3 protein-coding genes are annotated in these 25,357 nt (G+C 45.6%); all 3 read right to left on the bottom strand.

The window, feature by feature from the left end; all coding sequences use genetic code 11:
• Nucleotides 1-40: 40 nt before the first annotated feature.
• Genes QR42_RS01965 through QR42_RS01955 form a run of 3 tightly spaced genes read right to left on the bottom strand, consistent with a single transcriptional unit; the run spans nt 41 to nt 25,355 of the window.
• Nucleotides 41-3,874, bottom strand: coding sequence for a non-ribosomal peptide synthetase (locus QR42_RS01965; protein ID WP_039176438.1), 3,834 nt, complete (start codon nt 3,872-3,874; stop codon nt 41-43).
• A 46-nt stretch (nt 3,875-3,920) separates the two neighbouring features.
• Entirely contained in the window at nt 3,921-14,621 is a 10,701-nt protein-coding gene (locus QR42_RS01960) for a non-ribosomal peptide synthetase (RefSeq protein ID WP_039176436.1), read from the bottom strand.
• Nucleotides 14,622-14,642: 21 nt separating this feature from the next.
• The gene (locus QR42_RS01955) at nt 14,643-25,355 is read right to left on the bottom strand and encodes a non-ribosomal peptide synthetase (protein ID WP_039182973.1); all 10,713 of its coding nucleotides are present in this window, start codon (nt 25,353-25,355) and stop codon (nt 14,643-14,645) included.
• Nucleotides 25,356-25,357 lie beyond the last annotated feature (2 nt).

Here is a 25,357-nt window from a genome sequence, read left to right as displayed (position 1 = left end):
AGGCAGGGCTGCCAATATGCACCCCTGCCTGAACTAAAGTTTACAAAACGGCTTCTCTATTTTTTTGATTCACGATCTTTTGGATCAGCTGGGCATTTTGGGCTGCACATTCTTTGTTTTTGAACATGTCAGCGTGTTGACCGTAGCCTTGATAATAGCGATAAGCACCGGTCGTCGCCTTTTCCCAATGATCCATCCAGTCTGGAATCTCAATTTGCTCTTTTGATTGGATGAAATCAATATCTGCTTGTATCTTTCCTTGATTCACCCCCTTAACAAATGTTTCATAATAGGCCCGCGTTTTTTGAGCAAGCGCTTCTTGAACGAGCTCTTCTTGGGCAAGTTCACTTTGCTTTGATTGATGAACAATCGCTTGGATATCGTCCTCGATGGATCGTCCTTCTAAATCACTTTCTCCAATTTTCTTATAGGAATCGATCATGATGACCTTATCCACCGTCCGTCCTGCTTGTTCAAGCGATTGAACGAGATCAAAGGCCAGATAGCACCCGCCAGAGTAACCCATCAAAGTCAGAGGCCCTTCAGGCTGAAGATGCTGAATATGCTGAACGTATTGCGTCATGCGGTGATCAGCTTCAATAAAATCAAAGGCGATCAAACGAACGCTATCGAGCGTTTTGGCGGCTTCCTGATAGATAAAGCCATAGCCCGGTAATGGCGGAAGAGCAAAGACTGTTGGCGTTTGAGATTCATTGAATACAAGATAGCCGGCAGCTTCATGATCCTGCTGTTGAATATAACGGCTGATGGCTTCAATTGTAGGTGTCTCAAACAACAAGTGAATAGGCACCTGAACATCGAATTCCTTCGACACCTTTGATAAAAGCGACATCGCTTTTAAAGAATGTCCTCCAAGCTCAAAGAAATGGTCATCTGTACTGATATCATCTCGTTCAAGCACTTCACGCCACATGACAAGCAGCTTTTGTTCTACCTCATTTGCCGGAAGCTTCACATGGCGGTTTCCTTGAGGCGCTTCTGGCTTTGGCAGCTGACGTTTATCAACTTTTCCATTTGGTGTCAGCGGCATTTTCTCAAGTCTGATCAGCTCATGAGGCTGCATGTAAGCCGGAAGTTTCTCCTTCAGCCCTGACTTGATCACATCAACTTTGTCCTTCCACTTCTCCTCACATGTCATATAGGCGAGCAGTCTTGTATGCTGCGAGCCATGCTGATCCGTTATAAGGGCAGCTTGCTTTACGCCTGGATGCATGAGAAGGTGGGCTTCAATTTCTGTCAGCTCAATTCGGTGGCCGCGAATTTTCACCTGATCGTCCACTCTGCCTGCATACTCAATCAGACCGTCTGCTCGAAAATAAGCCAAATCTCCCGTACGATACAGCCTTTCTCCCGTAGCAAATGGATGTGTGATAAAGGCTTCTTTTGTCAGATCAGGACGATTCAAATACCCCTTCGCAAGCCCTTTGCCGCTGAGACAAAGTTCTCCGACCATTCCAATCGGCTGAAGCTGTCCTTGCTGGCTCAATATATAAGCACCCGTTTGGTTAATCGGCTTTCCGATTGGAATAGAATGCGCTTCTATCGGCGGAGCTTCATCTACAGGATAATAGGTGGCAAAAACGGTTGATTCGGTTGGGCCGTAGACATTGATTAGTCTGCCTTTTCCCATGACATCAAAGGCTTTTCTCACATGCTGTACAGATGCACGCTCCCCTCCGAATAACACCTTGCGCACACTGTGCATCCAATCGGTTTCTTCATCAACGAGAAGATGAAATAAAGCAGTTGGAACAAACATGACAGAAATGCTTTCTCTTTTAATGAGCTCCGTCAGCTCATGCATATCTAAAATGGTGTCTTTTTTCGGCAAGACAAGCTTTGCCCCATTTAAAAGCGCACCATATACATCAAAGGTAAAGCCATCAAATACGCTGTTGGATAGCGACAGCAGTGTGTCTGTTTCTGAAATGGTTAAGTAGTTCGTATTTTTGACCACCCGGGCAATATTGGAATGGGTTGTCATGATGCCTTTTGGCTGACCCGTTGTACCTGATGTATACATGATATATGCCGTATCGTGTAAACCTGCTTCTAGCGGCAGATTCTCTGAGCTCATAAGTGAAATTTCCTGATCATCTGCAAACAGATACGTACCAGTAAACCCGAGTCCCTTCGCCTGACCAATAAAGGATGAGTGAGTCAGGAGATGCGTCGCTCCGCTGTCTTTAAGCATGTATTGAATGCGGCTTTCTGGATAATCAGGATCAATTGGCACATAGGCTGCGCCTGCTTTTAAAACAGCAAGCAGACTGACAATGAGTTCAGGTGTTCGATCGGCTAAAATGGCGATGACCGTTCGATGTTCAGTCCCATTTTTTTGCAAATGCCTTGCCAATCGATTGGCCTGTTCATTCAGCTCGGCATATGTCATCGTTTGCTCTTCTGCTGATAGTGCCACTGCATTTGGCTGTTTGCCCACATTATGCTCAAACCATTTCGATAAATATAATTGGTCATGCTCAAGCTCAGGTGCATTCCATTCCTCAAGAATCTGCTGTTTTTCCTGCTTCGTGACGAGCGGGAGTGTATGAACCGATTGATCGGGATGCTTGACCGCCTCATTTATCAATAGACTGAGCTGTTCCTTTAACTTGTGAACAAATTGAGGATCAAACGCTCTTTTGTTAAAGGCCAGCTTCAATAGCAATTCTTCTCCAGGCGATGCGAGCAGATTGAGATCATAGTTTGATTTTTCATAGACATTCATGTTCTCCACCGTGAACCCTAACCGTGCCTCTTGCTCGTCCTTCTTTGCGGCTGGGACATTTTCAAACACGACAATATGATCAATGAGCTGCTGCTGACCTGTCTTTGCCTGAATATCATAAATGGGAATATATTGGTGCGGCTCGGCTGCCAGAGACTGCTGCTGTGTTTCTGACAGGAGTGCACGAAATGTCATGTAATCTGTCAGCTGAATTCTTCTTGGTATGACATTGATGAACAATCCAACCATCCTGTCAACGCCAGCCAAGTCTGCCGGGCGTCCTGACACAACTGTTCCAAACAGCACATCATTTGACCGCTGATACCTGCTCAGCAGAACCGACCAAACGGATTGAAGCGCACTGCTTAACGTCGCATTTTGCTGCAGCGCTAACTCTGACAAAGCAGCCGTTTCTTCTTTGCTCATGGACCATTCAATTTCGCCTAATTCATGTTCATTCGTTTGTTTTCGCTGTTCTTTAAAGGTTGATTGTCCATCAAACCCTGCTAATGATTGCTGCCAATATTGAAGTGATGCTTGTTTATCTTGTTTTTCCAGCCACTTTATATATTCTTTATATGGTTTGACCGGTTCTAGCTTATAAGGAACGTCATGTAAAAGTGCATGGTAAATCGCAAACAACTCCTGCACCACAAGTCCAAAGCACCAGCCATCCAGAAGGATATGATGATAGCTCCATATCCAGCGATAGCTGGCAAAACCCGTTTGGAAAACAGATGCCCGCATGAGAGAATCCTTCGAGAGGTCAAATCCTCTCAGCTGATCCTGTTGTTTGAATTTCTCGATACGTTCAAGCTGTTCGTCTTCAGAAAGATCTTGCAAGTCCACAACATCAAGTGTAAAAGGACGCTCCTTTAGCACAACTTGGACAGGGCGCTTTACTTTTTCGTGGAGAAACACGGTACGAAAAATATCGTACCGCTCCACGATGATATTCATGCTTTTCTCAAGTAAGTCATGATGCAGTGTGCCCTTAACGTTCATATCCATTTGCTCTACATAGAAGCCCTTTTCTTGATGATGGAGGGTATGAAACAGCATTCCTTCTTGCATCGGTGACAGATAATACATGTCTTGAACTTGATCCCTTTTAAATTGACTCATCTATTTCATCCTCCCTTCCTATTTTTATGACTGATCTCGTGTGTTGTTAAGTCAATTTCTCCTCAAGCATGTCAAAAATGTCGTCCATTTCATCCATTTCAAGGTCAGCCGCAGAGAAGTCACTTGGCGTAAATTCCCGTTCGTGCTGCGCTAAGCAATGGGTGATGATGGATTGGATTTTTTCCTTCAACAATGCCATGAACTGCTGTATCGTCTGTTCTTCATATTCACTTGCACAATAGGAGCAAGACAAAATGAATCGATTGTGTTGAACAAGACCACTAAGGTTCAGCTTATAAACAGCTTCCGAATCTGGGCTTGCTTGTCGTCCCATATCATGGATGGACGGCCCAAAGAGTTCTGTCGTCACTTCCTGATCAATCTGTCCAAGATAGTTCAAGCTGATTTCAGGATGTACATGGTGCCCTGACGGTTCAGTGGCTGTCATGTATTTTAAAATCCCATAGCCAATCCCTTTATTTGGCACACGGCGCAGCATTTCTTTCGTTCCTTTAATAGCATCAGCTATGGTCTGATCCGGCTTCGCTTCAAGAACAACTGGATACATACTCGTAAACCAGCCAATTGTGCGAGAGACATCCAGCCCTGATAAAATATCCTCTCTTCCATGACCTTCAAGCTGCACATGTACATGGGACTCACCTGTCCACTCTTGAACAGCAAGACCAAGAGCACATAAAAGAATATCGTTCATTTCCGTTGTGTACGGCAGATGAATATCGGTCAAAAGATGCTCAGTTTCTGTTTCTGTCAGCTGCATTTGAACCGATTTGGTTTCGGCAACTCTTCTTTTCGTCACTTCATGATCAACAGGTAATGCGGTTAATGGTTTGCTTTCAATTTCTGCCCAATACTCCCGCTGACTTTTTAATGGCTGTGACTGTGCATAACGTTCAATGGCCTCTGCCCATTCTTTAAAGGAATGAGTTTTCAGCGGCAGGACAAGGGCTTGTCCCTGAGATGCCTGCTGATATAGAGACATAAAGTCCTCTAGTAAAATTCGGCATGAGACACCGTCAATAACTAAATGGTGTGTCACGATGAGTAAATGATCGCCATCTTCCGCATGGAAACAAATCACTTTCATCAATGGACCTGTTTCGAGGTTCAGCTGACGCTGATACTCATTGGCAAATGTGGAAATTGCCTTTTTCACATCGTGCTCTTTTGAGACATCATGAGAAATAATCGCTATCGGTTCCGGTAGCTCCCGCTGGTTGTATTGCAGGATGCCGCTATGTTCCTGCTTGTATACCATACGCAGTGCATCATGATGTGAAAGTAGTTTTTGCATGACTTGTTCTGTAATGGAAAGGTCAAATCCATTTGGCGCATGAAGCATCATCGAGAGATTCCAATGGTGCTGATCGCTGAATGCTCGTTCAAAGAACCAGCGCTGAATCGGTGTTAAAATGACTTCTCCTTCGACAGATGATTGGTCGGCTGTGAGAAGATCGGCTTCCTCGATATATGGGCGCAGCTCCGCAATCGTCGGGTACTGGAATAGAAGTTTCATATCGAGCTTCCAGCCTGCTTGCGTGAGTCTGCTTGCCATTTGGATACCTTTAATCGAATCTCCGCCAAGGAAGAAGAAGTGATCGTGAATACCGACTTGGCTGTTGCCAAGGACATCTTCCCAAATGCCGCAAAGCAGTGTTTCAACTTCGTCTCTTGGTGCTTCGTATATCGTTTGGTTCGCTTCGATATCAGGAGCTGGCAATGCTTTCAGATCAACTTTTCCATTTGCCGTCATTGGAAATTGGTCTAGCTTGATGATCCATGATGGCACCATGTATTCAGGCAGCGTTCGTTTTAGGCTTTCTTTTAAGTCTTCTGCATCAGTATCGTTCTCTGTGATCACGTAAGCGGCAAGGGCGTCCTGATCACTCGCATCTTTGACCGTTGTCACGACGGCTTCTTTCACCGAATCCAGCGTCAGAAGCTGGGCTTCAATTTCTGACAGCTCAATACGGAAGCCGCGGATATTGACCTGATGGTCTATTCTGCCGAGGTAAATCAGCTCGCCACCCTCTGTCCATTTCACTAAATCGCCTGTGCGGTACATGCGCTCGCCTGGATAAAATGGATCTGGGACAAATCGTTTGGCTGTTTCCTCTGGAAGATTCCAATAGCCTCTTGCCAGTCCTTTTCCTGCAATCACGAGCTCACCCGGTACGCCTGGCGGCGACAGGTCATATAACGAACCCATAATGTAAAAACGAGTATTGGCAATGGCTGTTCCAATCGGAAGCGTGCCTTGTTCTGGATCGATCATTCCGCTTGTCGCTACGACCGTATTTTCAGTTGGACCGTAGTTATTGACGAGTTGATATGGAACTGGCTTCACCTGTTTCAGCTTGTCTCCGCCTGTTAGTAAGTAACGTAGAGAATGGTTGTCCATTGACATAAACTGCTCACAAAGCTGTGTTGGCAGGAAGGCAATGGTGATGCCTTCTTCATTGAAATACGCATTGAGCTTGATCATATCGAGGCGAATTGCTTCGTCGATGATATGCAGCTCTGCGCCAGCGATCCACGTCGGGAACATCTCCCAAATGGAGGCGTCAAAGCCAAAGCCTGCATATTTCGCAGTTCGATCCTCGTGCGTCACTTGGAACGCATCATTGTGCCAGAATGCAAGATTCACAAGAGACTGGTGCTCGACCATGACACCCTTCGGCTGTCCCGTCGTCCCAGACGTGTAAATCATGTAGGCAAGATCCGTTGGTTTGATCTGAACCTGAATCTCGTGAGCTTCTCCCTCTACCGCATCTTCTATGAACAGGATATGACCTGTGAATGAAGGTGGTGCAGTAAGTCCTTTCTGCATCAGAAGTACCTCTGCCCCGCAGTCTTCCAGCATGTATGCAATACGCTGCGCTGGATAATCTGCATCAATCGGAACAAATGCCGCACCTGACTTGAGAACGCCAAGGACAGCAGCTGTCATGTCAAGAGATGGGCGGGTGAGAATGCCGACGCGGTCTCCTGGTTTTGTGCCGCTTGCGATGAGCCTTGAAGCGACTACATTCGCCCGGCTGTTCAACTCTTTATACGTCCAGCTCGTTCCGCAGAAGGTCGCCGCTTTTTGATGCGGTGCTCCTTGTGCCTTCGCCTCAATCAGGGCATGAACGGTTTGATCTGACGGGACGTCTAGGACAGGTCCTGACCATTCATTGATCAGCTCTCGTTTTTCCTCTTCAGTTATGAGAGATAGCGCTGAAATCGGCTGATTCAGCTTAGTCACCATATCGTCTATGATTTTTTCAATATATCGGCTCCAGCGCTGAATGGTGCTCTTTTTAAACAGAGCCGCTGCATACTCAAAGCGCAAGCCCACTTGATCATTTTCTTCAAATACACCAAGCGTTATATCAAATTTTGCATGAACGGTATCTTGCTGCTTTTGTGACAGCTTGAGTCCATTCAAATCCGGTAACGTCAGGTCACGGTCATCTGTAGTCAGCATGACACTAAACAATGGATTGCGGCTCGTGTCTTTCGAAAGATCTAACTGAGCCACCAATTCCTCAAACGGAAATTCTTGATGTTCATAGGCTGATAGGCTGCGATCTTTCATTTTTTCAAGCAGCTGTGCTGTCGTGTCTTCTGGCTGCACTTCGTTTCGAAGAGCAAGCGTATTGACAAACATGCCTGGAACTCGTTCGATTGAAGCATGCGTACGTCCTGCGGTTACAGCGCCTATGACGATATCTGTCTGCCCAGTTAATTTCGAAAGGAAAATGGCAAATGCTGTTTGCATCACCATGTTCAAGCTCACACCTTTTTCCGCCATGAGCGTTTTGATAGATTGCACCTTTTCAGCAGACAACCATCTATCGACTCGCCCTCCTTCAAATGACTGAACTTGAGGACGCGGAAAATCAAGGGGCAGCGCTAAGTCTTCTGGCGGCTGTGCATATTGCTCCAGCCAATACTGCCGCTGCTTCTCAAGGAGCGCCTGCTGATTTTCTTCCTGCTGCCATACCGCAAAATCCTTGTAATGCAGCTGAACTGGCGGTAACGTCTTTTTCTCATAAAGCTCTGCCAGTTCTTGAATAAGCAGGCTGCGTGTGACACCGTCTGCAATGATATGGTGCATATCCATCATGAATACATATTTCTCATCAGAAAGCTTCGCCACTTTTGCTCTCATTAATGGTGCTTGATGTAGTGAGAATGGTGTAATGAATGACTCGATGACAGACTGCTCCTGATCGCCCTCGATTTCATCAACCTCTAATGTAAACGGCACTTGGCGATAGACTTTTTGAACGGGTACGCCGTCAATTTCTACAAACGCTGTCCGCAACGATTCATGTCTGTCGATCAAGGCTTGAAGCGCTGCTTCTAGCTGCTTCACATCAAGGCTGCCTTCCATCATTAAAACGGCTGGCATATGATAAGTGACTGCTTCTGGATGCAGCTGCTGCAGTACATACATCCGCTTTTGAGCAGAAGAGACGGGATAGAAATCTTGCTTTTCCGCCGGCTCAATGGATGTAACCACCGAAGAATCCGTTTCGTCCAAGTAGGCAGCCATCGCTCGTATGGTTGGTTTTTCAAAAAGGACTTTGAGCGGCACATGCTTGTTCAGCTTTGCTTGCACCTTCGAAATGAGCACCATGCCCTTGAGGGAATGACCTCCTAATTCAAAGAAGTGGTCAAGAACACCCATTTGTTCCACCCCAAGAACTTCTGACCAAATGTCACACAGCGTCCGCTCAAGTTCCGTTTCTGGTGCCACATGCGCCGTACGGTTCATATGCACTTCATGCGGAAGCGGCAAAGACTTCGCATCCACCTTTCCATTTTGGGTAAGTGGAATGTGATCGACTTTCACAAAGTACGTTGGAATCATATAATCCGGCAGTGTCTCCGCAAGATTTTCTCTAAACGTCAATGTTCCAATGTGTTCAGGCGCTGTGTAATAGAGTGCAAGCTCCGGCAAACCGGACAGGTGCAGAACTTTCACATAGACTTCTTGAATAGATGCCAGAGCACGTGCGGCATGCTCAATTTCCTGTTTCTCAATGCGATAGCCGCGGATTTTCACTTGATCATCGACTCTTCCAAGAAACTCAATATCTCCATTTGCATGCTGTCTGACCAAATCCCCTGTTCGATACATTCGCTCTTGAGGGTCATATGGATTTTCAAGAAAACGTTCCGCTGTTAACTCAGGCTGATTCAAATATCCTCTCGACACGCCTTCCCCAGATATATAAAGCTCTCCCGGCGCGCCGTAAGGGACAAGACGCTGCTGCTGATTGCATACGAGTGCTCTAGTGTGTGCAATTGGCTGCCCGATCAAAGATCGTTCCTTCAGAGCGTCCAGCTCTTGCGGTGTGATCAGCTTGGTCACTGTACCAATGGTTGTCTCAGTCGGACCGTAATGGTTCATTACTGCCACGCATGGATGCTGCTTCATAAATGTTTCAACATCCTCAGGAATGATCGGTTCTCCTCCAAGTACCACTAGGCGTAAAGCGTTAAATGAATGTTCCTTAGAATCTGCCATCATATGAAATAAAGATGGTGTCATTTTGATATAAGTCAGCTCTTGTTCATCAATCAAACGCATCAGACGTACAGGGTCTGTATACACCTCTTCACGAGGAACATAGAGTGTCCCCCCTGCTTTTAAAACAGGGAAAATGCTTGTGTAACCAAGATCATATGCATAAGAAGAAAGCAGTGCTGTCCGATCACATTCTTGCAATGTCACCTCATTTGTCAGCCAGTTGACATAGTGTGATAGATTACGATGCGTGAGCTGTACTCCCTTCGGCTTCCCTGTTGTCCCAGATGTGTAAATCACATAAGCGAGCTGATCGACCGATACTTCTGGCAGTTCTAGTGAATAGCTTTGTTGCACTGCTTGTTCAACCTGCACCACTTGAATCGACTTGCGATTTTGATAGGAATCTGCAAGAGACCTATTTGTTACGATGACTTGTGCACCTGAATCCTCTAATGTGTAGCGGATTCGTTCAGCCGGAAAAGCTGGATCAATCGGGACAAACGCTCCTCCTGCTTTCATCACACCAAGCATGGAGACGATCACATAGACAGAGCGGTCAAGAATCAGTGCCACAGTTTTTTCTTTATCTACGCCTCGTTTCTTAAGTTCACAGCCAAGTGCATGTGACATGTCTTCCAGCTCACGGTAGGTGAGTTTTCTTTGATCATCCATGACGGCGATAGCATCCGGTGTTTCCTTAGCCTGACGTGAAAATTGGACATGGAATGGCTCATGACGATTCGTTGGCCCTTCGGCTTTTTTCTCCAGACGCTCTATTTGTTCATGCTGATCCAGTATACGGAGCAAGCCGATCTGTTCCTCTGGATGACGAACCGCCTCACGAATAATCGCTAGGAGGTGAGTTCCGAACCGGCGGACGGTCTCTTCTTTAAATAATGCCGCTGCATAGTCAAAGCTCAGTTTTAATGCTCCCTCGCGTTCAAATGCTTCTAAAGATAAATCAAATTTGACCGAGTGATGCTGAATGGCATAAGGCGAAATGTGCAGATCGCCGAGCTTTAGCGCTGGAACCTCCATGTTCTGCATGTTAAATGACACGCTAAAAAGCGGGCTCCGAGTTGTATCACGGTCTAATGGAAGATGTGCAATTAACTCTTCCAGTGGATAGCTTTGATGTGCAAAAGCGTCAACACTTGTTTCTTTTATTTCTTCAAGCAGCTGTAAAAATGTTTTGGTTTGTTCTGGTTTTCCGCGCATTGCAATGGTGTTGATAAACATCCCCGGCATGTCCTGGATATCAGGGTGTGTCCGTCCAGCAACAGGCGAACCCACAATGATATCTTCCTGACCGCTATAGGAGGCAAGCAGCACTTGAAAGGCGGATAACAAGAACATATACATGGTCGTATCGGTTTTCTGAAGCAGTTCATGAATGCGCTGAGTCGTTGCTTGATCACAGCCAAACATGAACCGTTCTCCAGAAAAATCACGTTCTGCTGGACGCGGATAATCAGTTGGCAGCTCTAAAACCGGTAAATCTCCTTCAAATTGCTTCAGCCAATATGCTTCATGTTGCTTCAGTTTCTCCGTTTCTTCTTCACTTAGCTGCCAGACAGCGTAATCTTTATAATGAATGGCTCTTTCAGCAAGAGCTTCTCCATCATAAGCCTTCGCCAAATCTTGAATGAACGTCTTCATGGAGCTGCCATCTGTAATGAGATGATGTGCTTCCAAAACGAGAAGATGACGATTCTCACTGACCTTTAGCAGCTGAGCTCGTAAAAGGGGTGCCGCTGTTAAATCAAATGGCGATTGACGTTCAGCAAGAAATGCCTCAGCCTCTTCTTCCTTGATGTCATGAACAGGAAGGTCAAATGCTGACCATTCATGCACCCTTTGGACAATGTCTTCTCCATTCATATGAAAACTCGTTCTTAAGATTTCATGCGTTTGGATTAACTGATTAAATGCTGATTTGAGCCGCTCATATTCTAGTGTTCCTTCAAGCGTTAAGACGATCGGAATATGATAATTCGTGCTGTCAGGCTCAAGTGTCTGCAAAATGTATAAACGGCGCTGAGCTGGTGATACCGGATATTCGCCCGCCTGCTCTGCTGGTAAAATAGGAAGTCCGGCATCTTCTTGACCATCCTGATCGATGTAAGCCGCTAATGAGCGAATCGTCGGCTTCTCAAAAATCATTTGAATCGGCACTTCCTTTTGAAGCGCTTCTTGAACCTTCGCAGACATCATCATCGCCTTGAGCGAGTGCCCGCCAGCCATGAAGAAATGCTCGTCTATCCCAATCGTTTTTCCAAGAAGCTCCTCCCAAATGTCAGCGAGTACCTTTTCTGTCTCGGTCTCAGGCGGCATGATTTTGATCTCTTCGCGATGCACTTCGTCCGGCTTTGGTAAAGCTTTTCGATCTAATTTCCCGTTCGTTGTCAGCGAAAAGGTATCCAGCTTCATCACATAGTGCGGCACCATATAAGCTGGCAGCTTTTGATTGAATACATCTCGCACCTCTTCTTCTGTGAGTCTCCCTGTGAAGTAGGCGATGATTTCCTTTTCTTCTGAAGAAAGCTGCTGAACAAGTACAACCGCATCATCGATACCCGTTTCTTGGCGAAGCACCGTTTCAATTTCACCAAGCTCAATACGGAAGCCTCGAATTTTCACCTGATCATCTGCACGGCCAAGGAATTCGATCTGACCATCCGCACCATATCTAGCCAAGTCACCTGTTCGATACATCCGTCCTGACGGCTTAAAAGGATCTGCCATGAATACTTGATCAGTCAAATCTGGACGTTTGATGTACCCTCTTGAAACACCATCCCCGCCTACATACAGCTCTCCTGGCGCTCCAATTGGCTGAAGTCTTTGATAATCATCTAAAATATAAGCTGACGTATGATTGATCGGCTGACCAATTGGGATCGGACCCGTTTCATCTCCTCTTACTTCGTAAATGGTCGAGATGGTTGTATTTTCTGTTGGTCCATAGACATTCAGCAAGGTAAGTGCTGGATGATGCTTTTTCACAAGCTCTGCACTTTTCTCATTGATCACATCACCGCCGGTGAATAATGTTTTTAACCCTTTGAACATTTGCGGCCGCTGCTGAGCGAGCTGATTAAATAAACCAGTCGTTAAAAAGAGCGCCGTGATTTGATGTGTTTGGATAAATTGTTCGAATCGGTGTATATCCAATAAAGTATCACGGTCAACAGGATAAAGCGTCGCCCCATTCAGAAGCGTAGTGAAGATTTCAAGGGTAATCGCATCGAAGCTGACAGCTCCTGTATGCGCCATACGATCCGACGTGTTCAAGCCCAATTTCTCCTGTGAGCATGCTAACCTCACAATATGCTGATGCTCAATTTGCACTCCTTTGGGCCGTCCAGTTGATCCCGATGTGAACATGATATATGCCAATTGAGATGGAGACGTCTCGACTGATAACTCCGCTTGTGAGTGATGAGTCATGCCGGTCACATGAATTGCTTTGATGCTTTCATCAACCGGCGGCTGGCTGTCAGCATAGAGCAAAATGGCTGCGCCACTGTCTTCAAGCATCCAACGGATTCTCTCCTCAGGCTGAGCTGGATCAATCGGCACATAGGCAGCCCCTGCGTGTAAAATGGCTAAAATGGCGATCACCGCATCTGCCGATCGGTTCATATACACCGCGACAGCATCCTCCGGCTGAACGCCGTTTTCTACAAGGCTGCTGGCTAAACGACGAATTTCTTGTCCAAGCTCTTCGTATGTGAATGTTCGCTCGCCTTCGACTAATGCCAGGTGGTTTGGCTGCGCTTTGATACGTTCATTGAGCAGCTCGGGAATGGACAGGTGCTTCGGATAATCTCTCTCCGTCTGATTCCACGCTGCAATCTGCTGCTCTTCTTCTTCTGTGATACATGTCACTTCATGAAGATACATGTCAGGATTTTGAATGATTTGCTTTATGAGATTGGTCAGATGTTTCGATATATTTTCAATGACTTTTTCTTCAAACGCCACCGCATTGTATTTGATTTTCAATGTCCACGTTTCACCCGGATAGACAAGAAGATTCAGATCGAAATTCGTTTGTTCAAATCCGTCCTTTACATCAATGGCAAAACCGAGACGTGCAGACATGGTGTCACCAGACAGCTCCTGATCTAATGGATAGTTTTCAAACCCAACCAAATGATCAAAGAGCTTTCCTCCAGCAGCTGTTTTCTGCTGAATGTCATAAAGCGGCATAAAATCATAGTTTTCCGCTTCCAGTGCATGCTGCTGAACCTTTTGAAACAGCTGTTTGAAGGTCTGTTCCTGATCCAATGTCACCCGAACAGGTATCGTATTGATAAACAGCCCTGCCATTTGCTCAATTCCAGACACACTTGGAGGTCTGCCCGATACGACTGTTCCGAATGTGACATCATCTGCTGCATGATAGGTGCTTAAAAGAACGGACCAGACAGCCTGAAAAAGGTTCGGTGCTGTCACTTGGCATTGTCTTGCCGCATCTTGAATGGCTTGTACCGTTTGTGCATCCCATGTAAACGTCCATTCCTGATGGTCATATTGTCCGTTCGCCTCTTTTTGCTGCAGCAGCCCTTGGTGCTGAACAGCACCCTCCAGCCGCTCCTTCCAATAGTCTTCCGCTTCTTGTTTGTTTTGCTTTCCAAGCCACTGGATATAGTCCGCATAAGGCTTACCTTGTGAGCGATCCGGGGTTCGGCCGTTCCGATAAGATTCATAGTAATGAAACAGTTTTTTCATCAAAACACCCATGGACCAACCATCCATGATGATGTGATGGTTGCTCCAAATCAGGTGCCAGTTTGTTTCATTTAATTGAAAAACAGCGACTTTCAACAACAGATCATTCGTTAAGTGAAATCCTTGCTTTCTCACTTGCTTTTTATATTGATCCAATACCTTTTTCTGCTCTTGATCATTCAGATGAGATAGATCCTCTCTATACACATCTAAATGACGTTCAGCCAATACAACCTGACGAGGCTTTTGTAATTGCTGATAGACAAAGGCTGTACGCAGAATGTCATATGTCCGTACGAGTTCATTGAGGCTCTTTTCAAAAAGATCGAGATCAAAATCTCCGCTTATTCCAAGCTCAAGCTGTGTGAAATAAGAGGAGGAATCAGGGTCTAGCATGGCATGATACAGCATGCCCTCTTGCATTGGTGTTAAAGGATATACCTTTTGAATTTTCTGCTTGCTCATAAGTCCACCTCTTCATTTTGCTTAAAATAGATCCATTAGCTTTTCAAGTTCATCCATGGTAAGATCATCATCCCCCACATCACTAGGTGTGATCTGACTCTCATCCTGTGATAGACAATGTGAGATCAATGTCTTCACATTCTTTTCTAGGAGTTCCTTGAACTGTTCCATCGTCCGCTCTTCGAATTCAAGGTGATGATAGGAAATCGTCACATGGAGCATTGCTTGTTCTACGAAACCAACAATATCTAGCGCATGAGGTTTCTCGGATTCAGGGCTCAGCGATTGTCCTGCATGCCATGCAGAGCGTCTCATTTCACCGCCACCGATCTGTTCATCAAACTGGCCAAGATAGTTAAAGCTGATATCTGGTGTGACTTGAAAATCAATATCGTCCTTCATCTTGTCAGGCGTTAAGTATTTTAAAACGCCATAGCCGATCCCCTTGTTCGGAATGTGTCTGAGTTCCTCTTTTAAATGCTTGATTTGATAAGAAAGATCGTCTGCATGCGACATATCCAGTAACACAGGATACATGCTAGTAAACCAGCCGATGGTCCGTGACACGTTAACCGCAGGGAGGATGTCCTCTCTCCCGTGCCCTTCAAGATGAATAAAGTGCCTGTCTTCACCTGTCCACTCTTTCATGGACAATCCTAATGCCGTCAGCAAAATATCATTGATTTCTGTTTGGTAGGCTTCATGTACATCCGTCAGCAGCCTGTGCGTTTCCTCTTCAGACAATGTAAAACGAATGGTTTCTGTATGAAGCATTCGTTGATCCTCCGTGACATGATCCTTTTGAAGCGGAGGAACGGAATGCGCAAGTACCTTTTTCCAATACTCTCTTTCCGATAGCAGCTCATCTGACACAGCATATTCAGTCAGCTTCTGGGCATATTCTTGGAAGGAGTGTGTTTTTTCAGGGAGGGTAAGAGTTTCCCCGCGCTTCGACTGTTCATAAAGAGCCATGAAATCTTCAAGGAAAATGCGCCATGACACCCCATCAATGACAAGATGGTGTATAGCAAGCAATAAATGATCCCCTTGATCCGTTCGGAAAATAGCAGATCTCACTAAAGGCCCGTCTGCTAGCGATATACTCGCCTGCACTTCATTTGCCAGCTTTTCTACCTGCCTGATTTGCTGCGACAGCTCTCCTTTTACTTCCACCACGTCAATTGCCACATTGTTTTCCTCGATTCCTCGATGACGCTGGATGACGCGCCCTTCTTCGAGCGGATACACCAGTCGCAAGGCATCATGATGAATCATGAGCTGTTCCAGTACTTGCTGAACGACTTCCTCATCCAAACCATTTGGTGCTTGGAGCATAACCGATTGGTTCCAATGATGCTGATTCGTAAAGTTCCGTTCAAAGAACCAGCGTTGAATCGGTGTTAAAATGACTTCTCCTTCGACAGGTGATTGGTCGGCTGTGAGAAGATCGGCTTCCTCGATATATGGGCGCAGCTCTGCAATCGTCGGGTACTGGAATAGAAGTTTCATATCGAGCTTCCAGCCTGCTTGCGTGAGTCTGCTTGCCATTTGGATACCTTTAATCGAATCTCCGCCAAGGAAGAAGAAGTGATCGTGAATACCGACTTGGCTGACGCCAAGGACATCTTCCCAAATGCCGCAAAGCAGTGTTTCAACTTCATCTCTTGGTGCTTCGTATACCGTTTGGTTCGCTTCGATATCAGGAGCTGGCAATGCTTTCAGATCAACTTTTCCATTTGCCGTCATTGGAAATTGGTCTAGCTTGATGATCCATGATGGCACCATGTATTCAGGCAACGTTCGTTTTAGGCTTTCTTTTAAGTCTTCTGCATCAGTATCGTTCTCCGTTATCACGTAAGCGGCAAGGGCGTCCTGATCACTCGCATCTTTGACTGTTGTCACGACGGCTTCTTTCACCGAATCCAGCGTCAGAAGCTGGGCTTCAATTTCTGACAGCTCAATACGGAAGCCGCGGATGTTGACCTGATGGTCTATTCTGCCGAGATAGATCAGCTCGCCATCCTCTGTCCATTTCACTAAATCGCCTGTGCGGTACATGCGCTCGCCTGGATAAAATGGATCTGGGACAAATCGTTTATCTGTTTCCTCTGGAAGATTCCAGTAGCCTCTTGCCAGTCCTTTTCCTGCAATCACGAGCTCACCCGGTACGCCTGGCGGCGACAGGTCATATAACGAACCCATAATGTAAAAACGAGTATTGGCAATGGCTGTTCCAATCGGAAGCGTGCCTTGTTCTGGATCGATCATTCCGCTTGTCGCTACGACCGTATTTTCAGTTGGACCGTAGTTATTGACGAGTTGATATGGAACTGGCTTCACCTGTTTCAGCTTGTCTCCGCCTGTTAGTAAGTAACGTAGAGAATGGTTGTCCATTGACATAAACTGCTCACAAAGCTGTGTTGGCAGGAAGGCAATGGTGATGCCTTCTTCATTGAAATACGCATTGAGCTTGATCATATCGAGGCGAATTGCTTCGTCGATGATATGCAGCTCTGCGCCAGCGATCCACGTCGGGAACATCTCCCAAATGGAGGCGTCAAAGCCAAAGCCTGCATATTTCGCAGTTCGATCCTTGTTCGTCACTTGGAACGCATCATTGTGCCAGAATGCAAGATTCACAAGAGACTGGTGCTCGACCATGACACCCTTCGGCTGTCCCGTCGTCCCAGACGTGTAAATCATGTAGGCAAGATCCGTTGGTTTGATCTGAACCTGAATCTCGTGAGCTTCTCCCTCTACCGCATCTTCTATGAACAGGATATGACCTGTGAATGAAGGTGGTGCAGTAAGTCCTTTCTGCATCAGAAGTACCTCTGCCCCGCAGTCTTCCAGCATGTATGCAATACGCTGCGCTGGATAATCTGCATCAATCGGAACAAATGCCGCACCTGACTTGAGAACGCCAAGGACAGCAGCTGTCATGTCAAGAGATGGGCGGGTGAGAATGCCGACGCGGTCTCCTGGTTTTGTGCCGTTTGCGATGAGCCTTGAAGCGACTACATTCGCCCGGCTGTTCAGCTCTTTATACGTCCAGCTCGTTCCGCAGAAGGTCGCTGCTTTTTGATGCGGTGCTTCTTGTGCCTTCGCCTCAATCAGGGCATGAACGGTTTGATCTGACGGGACGTCTAGGACAGGTCCTGACCATTCGTTCAGCTGTTTTTGCTGCTGCTGCGGTGACAATAATTTCATTTGATCTAAAGATTGATCTGGCGCTGACACCATTTGTTCCAGCAAATGAAGGAAATATTCTTTCCACTTTTCAATTGACGTCTTTTGAAAGATAGAACAATTAAAATCAAACACGAGCTCAATTTGATCTGCGGATTCGTTTCCAGTTAAGGTCAAATCAAATTTGGCGATATTCTCCTCGAATGGCTGTGGAACAACGTGAAGCCCATCCATCGATAAATCACGAATATCCGCATTTTCCATTGAGAAGACCACATCAAAAATTGGATGACGGCTTGTGTCTCGAACCGTTTGCACCTGATCTACCAATTCTTCAAATGGGTACAGCTGATGCTCGTTTGCCTCTAACACAAGCTGATGAACATTTGACGCAAATTCAGCAGCTGTCTGATGTCCTGCTGGCTTTGTTCTGAGTGCCAGCGTGTTCACAAACATGCCAATCACAGATTGAATATCAGGATGGGTTCTACCCACAACCGGAGAACCAATGATGATATCCTCTTGTCTTGAAAGCTTGCTTAAAAGAATACTGTAGCCAGCAAGCAGGACTGTATAGGTCGTACTGTTGAGCGTTCTAACGAGTTCGTCCAATTTTGATTTAAGCGAACCTTCAATTGTAAATGAGACACGATCTCCAGCGAATGTTTGCACTTTTGGCCTTGGCAGGTCTTCCGGCAGTGCCAGTAAAGGCAGCTCTCCTTGTAATTGATCCAGCCAGAATGCCTCTTCAGCTGCTTTTTGCGCAGCTGATGCCTCACTTTTTGACCAAACTGCATAATCCTTATATTGAACAGGCAATTCCTCTAGTTTGTCTCCTCGATACAGGGCTGAAAGCTCCTCAATTAAAATGCCAACAGACGCCCCATCTGAAATGATATGATGCATATCAATCAGTAAATAATGGACATTTACGGAGACGGAAACTAGACCTATTCTGAGTAAAGGCGCTTTTTCTACATCAAATGGCCTGATAAAGTCATTCATCAATTGCTGTATGTCTCGGCCGTTCTGTTCAATTTTTTCAATGTTTATTGAGACATTTGTTTCAATACGTTGAACAGGTTCATTCTGAACAAAATCAAAGCTCGTTCGGAACGCTTCATGACGTTGGACTAGCTGATCAATTGCCTTTTCAAATCGTTTTTCATCAAAGACGCCTTCTAGCTTTAAGGCAGCCGGCATATGGTAGCTTTGCTCCGCATCAGTCATTTTCTCCAAAACAAACAGTCTTTTTTGAGCAGATGTCACTGGATAATAGGCCGCCTCTTTGGCAACTTCCACTCGCTTGATCTCCGTTTGATCCGCTTGATCTACCGCAAGCGCGAACGCTTCTAATGTTGGGGATTCAAATAAAGATTTCAAAGTGAGCTCCACCTGCATCTCTTCATACAACCTGTTCAGCATTTTCATGCCGCGCAGCGAATGGCCCCCGCATTCAAAGAAATGATCGTGTTTGCCGATTCGCGGTACTTCAAGAACTTCCTCCCAAATGTTCGCCAGCAGACGCTCTGTTTCTGATTGAGGAGAGGTGTATTCATTTGCCCCTTGCTCACTAAGATCAGGTGCCGGCAGCGCCCGCCTATCGACCTTGCCGTTATTCGTTAAAGGAAGCTCCTCTAATTGCATGAAAAATGCCGGCAGCATATACACGGGCAGTTCACGTCCTGCTTGCTCGCGCAAATCAGTTAATGAGACAGATCCTTCTGCTGTGAAATACGCACATAACGTGTCATTCGGAGCAGCAATCACGATAGCTTCCTTCACCTGAGGATGCTGCAGCAGTTGATGTTCAATTTCCCCAAGCTCGATACGCTGTCCGCGAATCTTCACTTGATGATCGATCCGTCCAATGAATTCAATATCTCCATTTGACAGCCAGCGTGCAAGATCGCCCGTTTTATACATGATCTCTCCAGGGCGGAAAGGATTTTTGACAAACTTTTCGCTCGTTAGTTCTGGCTGCTTATAATATCCTTTCACAAGTCCATCACCAGCGACACATAGCTCTCCTGCAACGCCCGGCGGCTGTACATGTCCAAACTCATCTACAATATAAACAGCCGTTTGACTCACTGGCTTTCCGATTGGGATGGATAACGCGTGCTTCTTAATGTGGTTCACAGGATAATATGTGGTGAAAATTGTGCTCTCAGAAGGGCCGTACATATGAACAAGCTTGTCTTTCCCCACTGTCTCAAGTGCAGTCACCACATGAGGCACGGAAGCACGTTCTCCGCCAAACAGCACTTTTCTTACGTTCTTCAGACTGTCTTTTTTCATATCGATGAGTAAGTGAAAAAGAGCTGTCGTGATCATTAAAATACTGACTTTTTCCTTCTCAATCGCTCCAGAAAGCTCATTCATGTTTAAAATATGGTCCTTTGGCAGAACAATGAGTTTTGCTCCGTTCAATAAAGCACCAAACACATCAAACATAAAAGCATCAAATACATAGTTTGAGATGCTCATCACCGTATCTTCATGGTGAATGGTGAGATAATTCGATTGCTTCACCGTTCTCAAAATGTTCCGGTGTGTCACCATATTTCCTTTAGGTTTACCGGTTGTACCAGATGTATAGGTCAAATTCGCCAAGTCCTCAGGTAAAATATGAGCATCTATTGGGCTGTCTGACTGCTGAACAATCGCTTGATTTTCTGTTTCTATGATGATTCCCTCAAATGCAGTGAGCACCGAGCGATGGCGCAGCACTTGATGTGTCAATAAGAATTGTGCACCGCTGTCTGTTAAAAAGTGCTTCACACGCTCATCAGGGAAATCGGGATCAATTGGTACATAGACTCCGCCCGCCTTAAGCACAGCCAGAACAGAGAGCACCATTTCATTGGATCGTTCAAAGAATAAGGCTGCTTTCATTCCTTTTTCAAAACCATTTTTACGCAAATAATGTGCCAGCTGATTCACTCGGTCATTCAGCTCTTGATAAGAAAGAACCACATCTTCACATTGCAATGCAGGCTGATGACCATGCTGCTGCACCTGTTCTTCAAACTGCGTCACAATGGTTTCTTCTGCTGGATAAGGCGCAGGTAACGGATTCCACCTATTTAGCTGAGCTTCTGCTTCTTGTTCAGACAGTAAGCGATAGGATTGAATAGCTTCCTGCGGCGTTTGAACCATTTGCTCCAGCAGATAAACATAATGTTTGAGCATCTGCTCTGCTGTACTTCGTTTAAATAGCGCCGTACTGTAATCGAGTACAAAGGATAAACCTTGATCTGACTCCATCGCTTGCAGTGTTAAATCAAATTTCGCAATATGGAAATTGGTTTCTTCAACCTCGACCTGCATATCCCCAATACGCTGGGCTGTTGAATGACCTGGCGCAAGTGTAAAGACGGTATCAAACAATGGATGACGGCTAAAATCTCGTGGCACATTCAGTTTTTCAAGCAGTCGCTCAAATGGGTATTGCTGATGCTCAAATGCCTGCATCGTCTTTTCCTTTACTTGCTCAATCAACTGAGACATGGTTCCATTCGGATCTACCTCTGACCGCAAAGCAAGTGTCTGGACAAACATACCGATCATGTCATTCAAATCTGTATGCACACGCCCTGCTGCCGGTGTTCCGACCACAAATTCCTTTTGACCCGTATATTTCGCAAGCAATGTATAGTAAGCAGAAAGCAGCACCGTATACAGTGTCGTGTGATGGTTTGCTGCAATCTCCTGTAATTGATTCTTTAACGCCTCATCGATTTCTTTGATGACACGATCACCTGCGAAAGACTGGACAGCTGGACGCTGATAATCGGTCAGCAGCTGTAAAGCAGGGATATCCCCCGAAAATTCTTGTAGCCAGAATTCCTCTTCTTTTTGAAAGCCTTGATGCTCTTGCCAAACAGCATAATCTTGATATTGAAGCTTCAATGGTGCTTTCACCGATCCCTCGTAAGCATCTGACAGCTCACGCAGCATTAAATCGATCGAAAGACCATCTGAAATCAGATGATGCATATCGAAAAAGAGCAAATGCTCCTGATCATGCAATGACTGCAATCCAATTCGAAGAAGTGGCGCACACTCAAGATCAAAAGGTCTGACAAAGTGCTGCATGTTTTCTTCCATCGTACCGCCTGTCAGCTGTTCTATTTCAAAGAAAACGGATGAAGCGATCCGCTGACGAGGGACACCTTTTATCGTATGAAAAGAAGTACGCAGCATATCATGACGTGAGATCAGTCTGTCAAAGGCTTCAGTCAGCTTCTCAAGCTGCAGAGCTCCTTTTAACCTCACAACAGCAGGCATATGATAGGCAGTGCTTTGCTCCAATTGACTCACCATATAGACGCGCTGCTGTGGAGGCGATAACGGATAATGATCTGCAGCCGGCGCTTTTGGTATCTCCGTTGCAGTAGACTTTTCTGCTTGCTCAATATAAGCAGCAAGAGCAGCAATCGTCTGCTGTTCAAATAAAACAGAGAGCGGCACCTCCACTTGAAAGTCTCGCTGAACCTTTGTAAGTACGGTCATCGCTTTGAGCGAATGCCCGCCTCGATCGAAGAAAGAATCATATACACCGATTTGTTCTTGATCAAGAATGTCTTCCCACAAATGAACAAGCTTCGTTTCTATATCGTTTCTAGGTGCCGTATAAACAGCATGAACCGCTCTATCACCTTTTAAGGCAGCAAGTGCACGACGGTCGACTTTGCCGCTGACTGTGAGTGGAAAAGCATCGAGCTCTTTGAAATAAAGAGGCATCATGTAAGCTGGGAGCTGATGTTTGATAGCCGCTTGCAGCATGTCAACAGACACTCCATCATGACGAGCTTGATAGTAAGCACTTAACGCCTTTTCCCCATCCGCTTCATCAACTACTAGCACGACAGCCTTATCAATTCCATCTACCTGCTCCATCACCGCTTCAATCTCACCTGTTTCTATGCGGTAACCCCTTATTTTCACTTGATCGTCCATTCTGCCAAGATAATCAATCGTGCCATCTGGAAGCCATCTGACTAGATCCCCTGTTCGATACATCCGCTCATGCGGAGAAAACGGATCTGCTGTGAATACCTTCTTCGTCAATTCAGGCTGATTCACATAGCCTCGCCCAACACCTATACCGGCAATGCAAAGTTCTCCTGCAGCCCCAGGCACTTGTAATTGATCATGTTCATTTAAAATATAAATACGATGATGACCAAGCGGCTTTCCAATCGACACATAGCGCTGTTCAGTTGATTCGCTCAGCTCACTGAGATTCAGGCGATGCACCGCCGCATCCACACACGTCTCAGTTGGACCATACACATTCCATAGAGTAAAATCAGGCTGACTCATACGAACCGCTTCGATAAGTGAACGTGCTGCTTTCGCAGGCAGCGCTTCTCCCCCAATCAACATGTGCGTCAATGACAGACCGTCCAAATCCGCAGCAAGTAAAAGCTGCACATGCGCCGGAGTTCCATCTGCCGCTTCAATGTGATGTTTTCTGTAATAAGCCGCTAGCTGCATGCCATTTCTCGTCGTTTCTCGCGGGATGATATGAAGCGTATGTCCAAATAAAAGGGCAGCAAAGATTTGTTTCACCGATGCATCGAAATGGAATGGGGCTAGAAGCGCCATTTGAAGCTCATTCGCCCCTTGATACATCTCATGATGCAAAGCATGGACCAAATGATGAAGCTGAAGATGCTCAATCATGACGCCCTTCGGCTTTCCAGTCGTACCCGATGTATAAATCATGTAGGCTAAATCCTCCGGCGCCGTCTGATCGACAAGCTCAGGCAGCCATCCATCATCTAATAATATTTGCTGCTGCACGATCAATTTTTCCGAGAGAGCTGGGTACTCTTGAATGAACGATTCCTCTGTTAACACGATAGAAGCACCTGAATCCTTCACAATAAATTGAATGCGCTCCTCAGGTAATGCTGGATCAATTGGTACATATGCCCCGCCAGCCTTTAGTATGCCGAAGACTGCTACCATGGCATCTACCTTCCGCTCCATCAAAACAGCAACAGGCACATCACGTGAGATACCTTTCATTTGAAGAAAACGTGCGAGCTTTTCTGCCTGTTGTTGCAGCTCTCCATAAATAATTGTTCCATTTTCTGCTACAACGGCTGTTCGATCTGCATATTTGTTGGCTGTCTCATCAAACATGTGATGAACCGGTTTTGCTGCTGGTCTTTCAAACGATTCTCCCTCAGATAATTGCAGCAGTTCCTTTTGTTCACCTGCTGAAAGTAAAGGCAGTGTCCCGATCAGCTGATCAGGCTGAGTGACCGCCGCTTCTAGTAAAATCAAGAATCGATCAAACATCTTACTCATTTCTTCTTCTGTGAATACATCTGTACGGTAATCCAAATCAATGGTCAATGTATCAGTATCCCAGCGGTCTTTCACATGTATTGAAATATCATTCATTCCGCTCCCGCTAAAAATCGGTTCAGTAATGAACGACAAGTTCTCTTTTTTCTGCCACTGCATGACCTGATATTCTAAAGAAATATCAAAAAGGCGTCCTGTAAATCCTTCTCTTTCCCGCAAATCATTCATGAGCAGATTGTAAGGGTATTTTTGGTGTCGCAAGATCTTCATTTGATCCGCCATGACCTGCTTTACGAAATCAACAAACGATTGCGACCCTTGAACAGATGCACGCATTGGAATCGTCGATACAAACATCCCAATCATCTTTTTCTCTTTGGCATTCGTCCGGTTACCCATAAAGGTTCCAAGAACAACATCCTCCATACCGCTAAAACGATGTAAGTAAATATAGACAGTGGACATAAACATCGAAAGCATACTGACTTTCTGTTCTTCACAAAAGACACGAAGCTTCTCCTTTAAAGAATCTGGAACATCCCCTGAAAATCGCTCCGCATGTAAACTCATCTCATATCCCTTATGCGGTTTTAAAGATGCGAAGTCTGGAATATGAGTAAATTGCTCATTCCAAAAAGCTTGATCTTTTTGAAAACGTTTAGAAGATTCATAGGTCTGCTCACTCATAATGTGATCAACGAAGGAAATCTCCTCAACTGGCGAGATTTCTACTCCTTGCAGCATGTCATGATATAAATCAATAATGCGATTTCCCATTAAAATGATAGAAATCCCATCCGCGACAATATGATGTGCTTTACAGAACAGCCAGCACTCTTGATCACTGATTTGAAATACCGTAAATTCAATCAAGGGGCTGTCAATCAATGGCATCGGCTCACGAATTTGCTCGTTCGCCCAAGCCCTTACTTCCTCTTCACTCCAGCCCTTTTCCATTCGAATCGGCTGTTTTTCATAAGGTTTGATATATTGAACAGGCTCCTCCTCTTCATCTCGATACACGAGTCTCAGCCGAAGAGAGTCAGTTTGTCGAATGTACGCTTGAAGCACATCGACGACCAAAGAAGGATTGAGACCAGATGCTGATCTCAACCTGGCGAATCCACCCAAATTAGAAATACTTGTACCTGGATAAAATCTTTCCGTGTAGAATACTCGCTTTTGCGCATGTGTTAAGGGGTAATAAACTGTATTCATTC

The organism is Bacillus sp. WP8 (assembly GCF_000800825.1).
GTDB lineage: Bacteria > Bacillota > Bacilli > Bacillales > Bacillaceae > Bacillus > Bacillus safensis.
The sequence above is the reverse complement of the archived record's forward strand: the minus strand, read 5'-3'. Positions and strand labels throughout refer to the sequence as shown.

Coding starts and splice junctions, on each gene's coding strand:
- QR42_RS01965 (WP_039176438.1), bottom strand. CDS start 3,874: ATGAGTCAATTTAAAAGGGATCAAGTTCAAGACATGTATTATCTGTCA.
- QR42_RS01960 (WP_039176436.1), bottom strand. CDS start 14,621: ATGAGCAAGCAGAAAATTCAAAAGGTATATCCTTTAACACCAATGCAA.
- QR42_RS01955 (WP_039182973.1), bottom strand. CDS start 25,355: ATGAATACAGTTTATTACCCCTTAACACATGCGCAAAAGCGAGTATTC.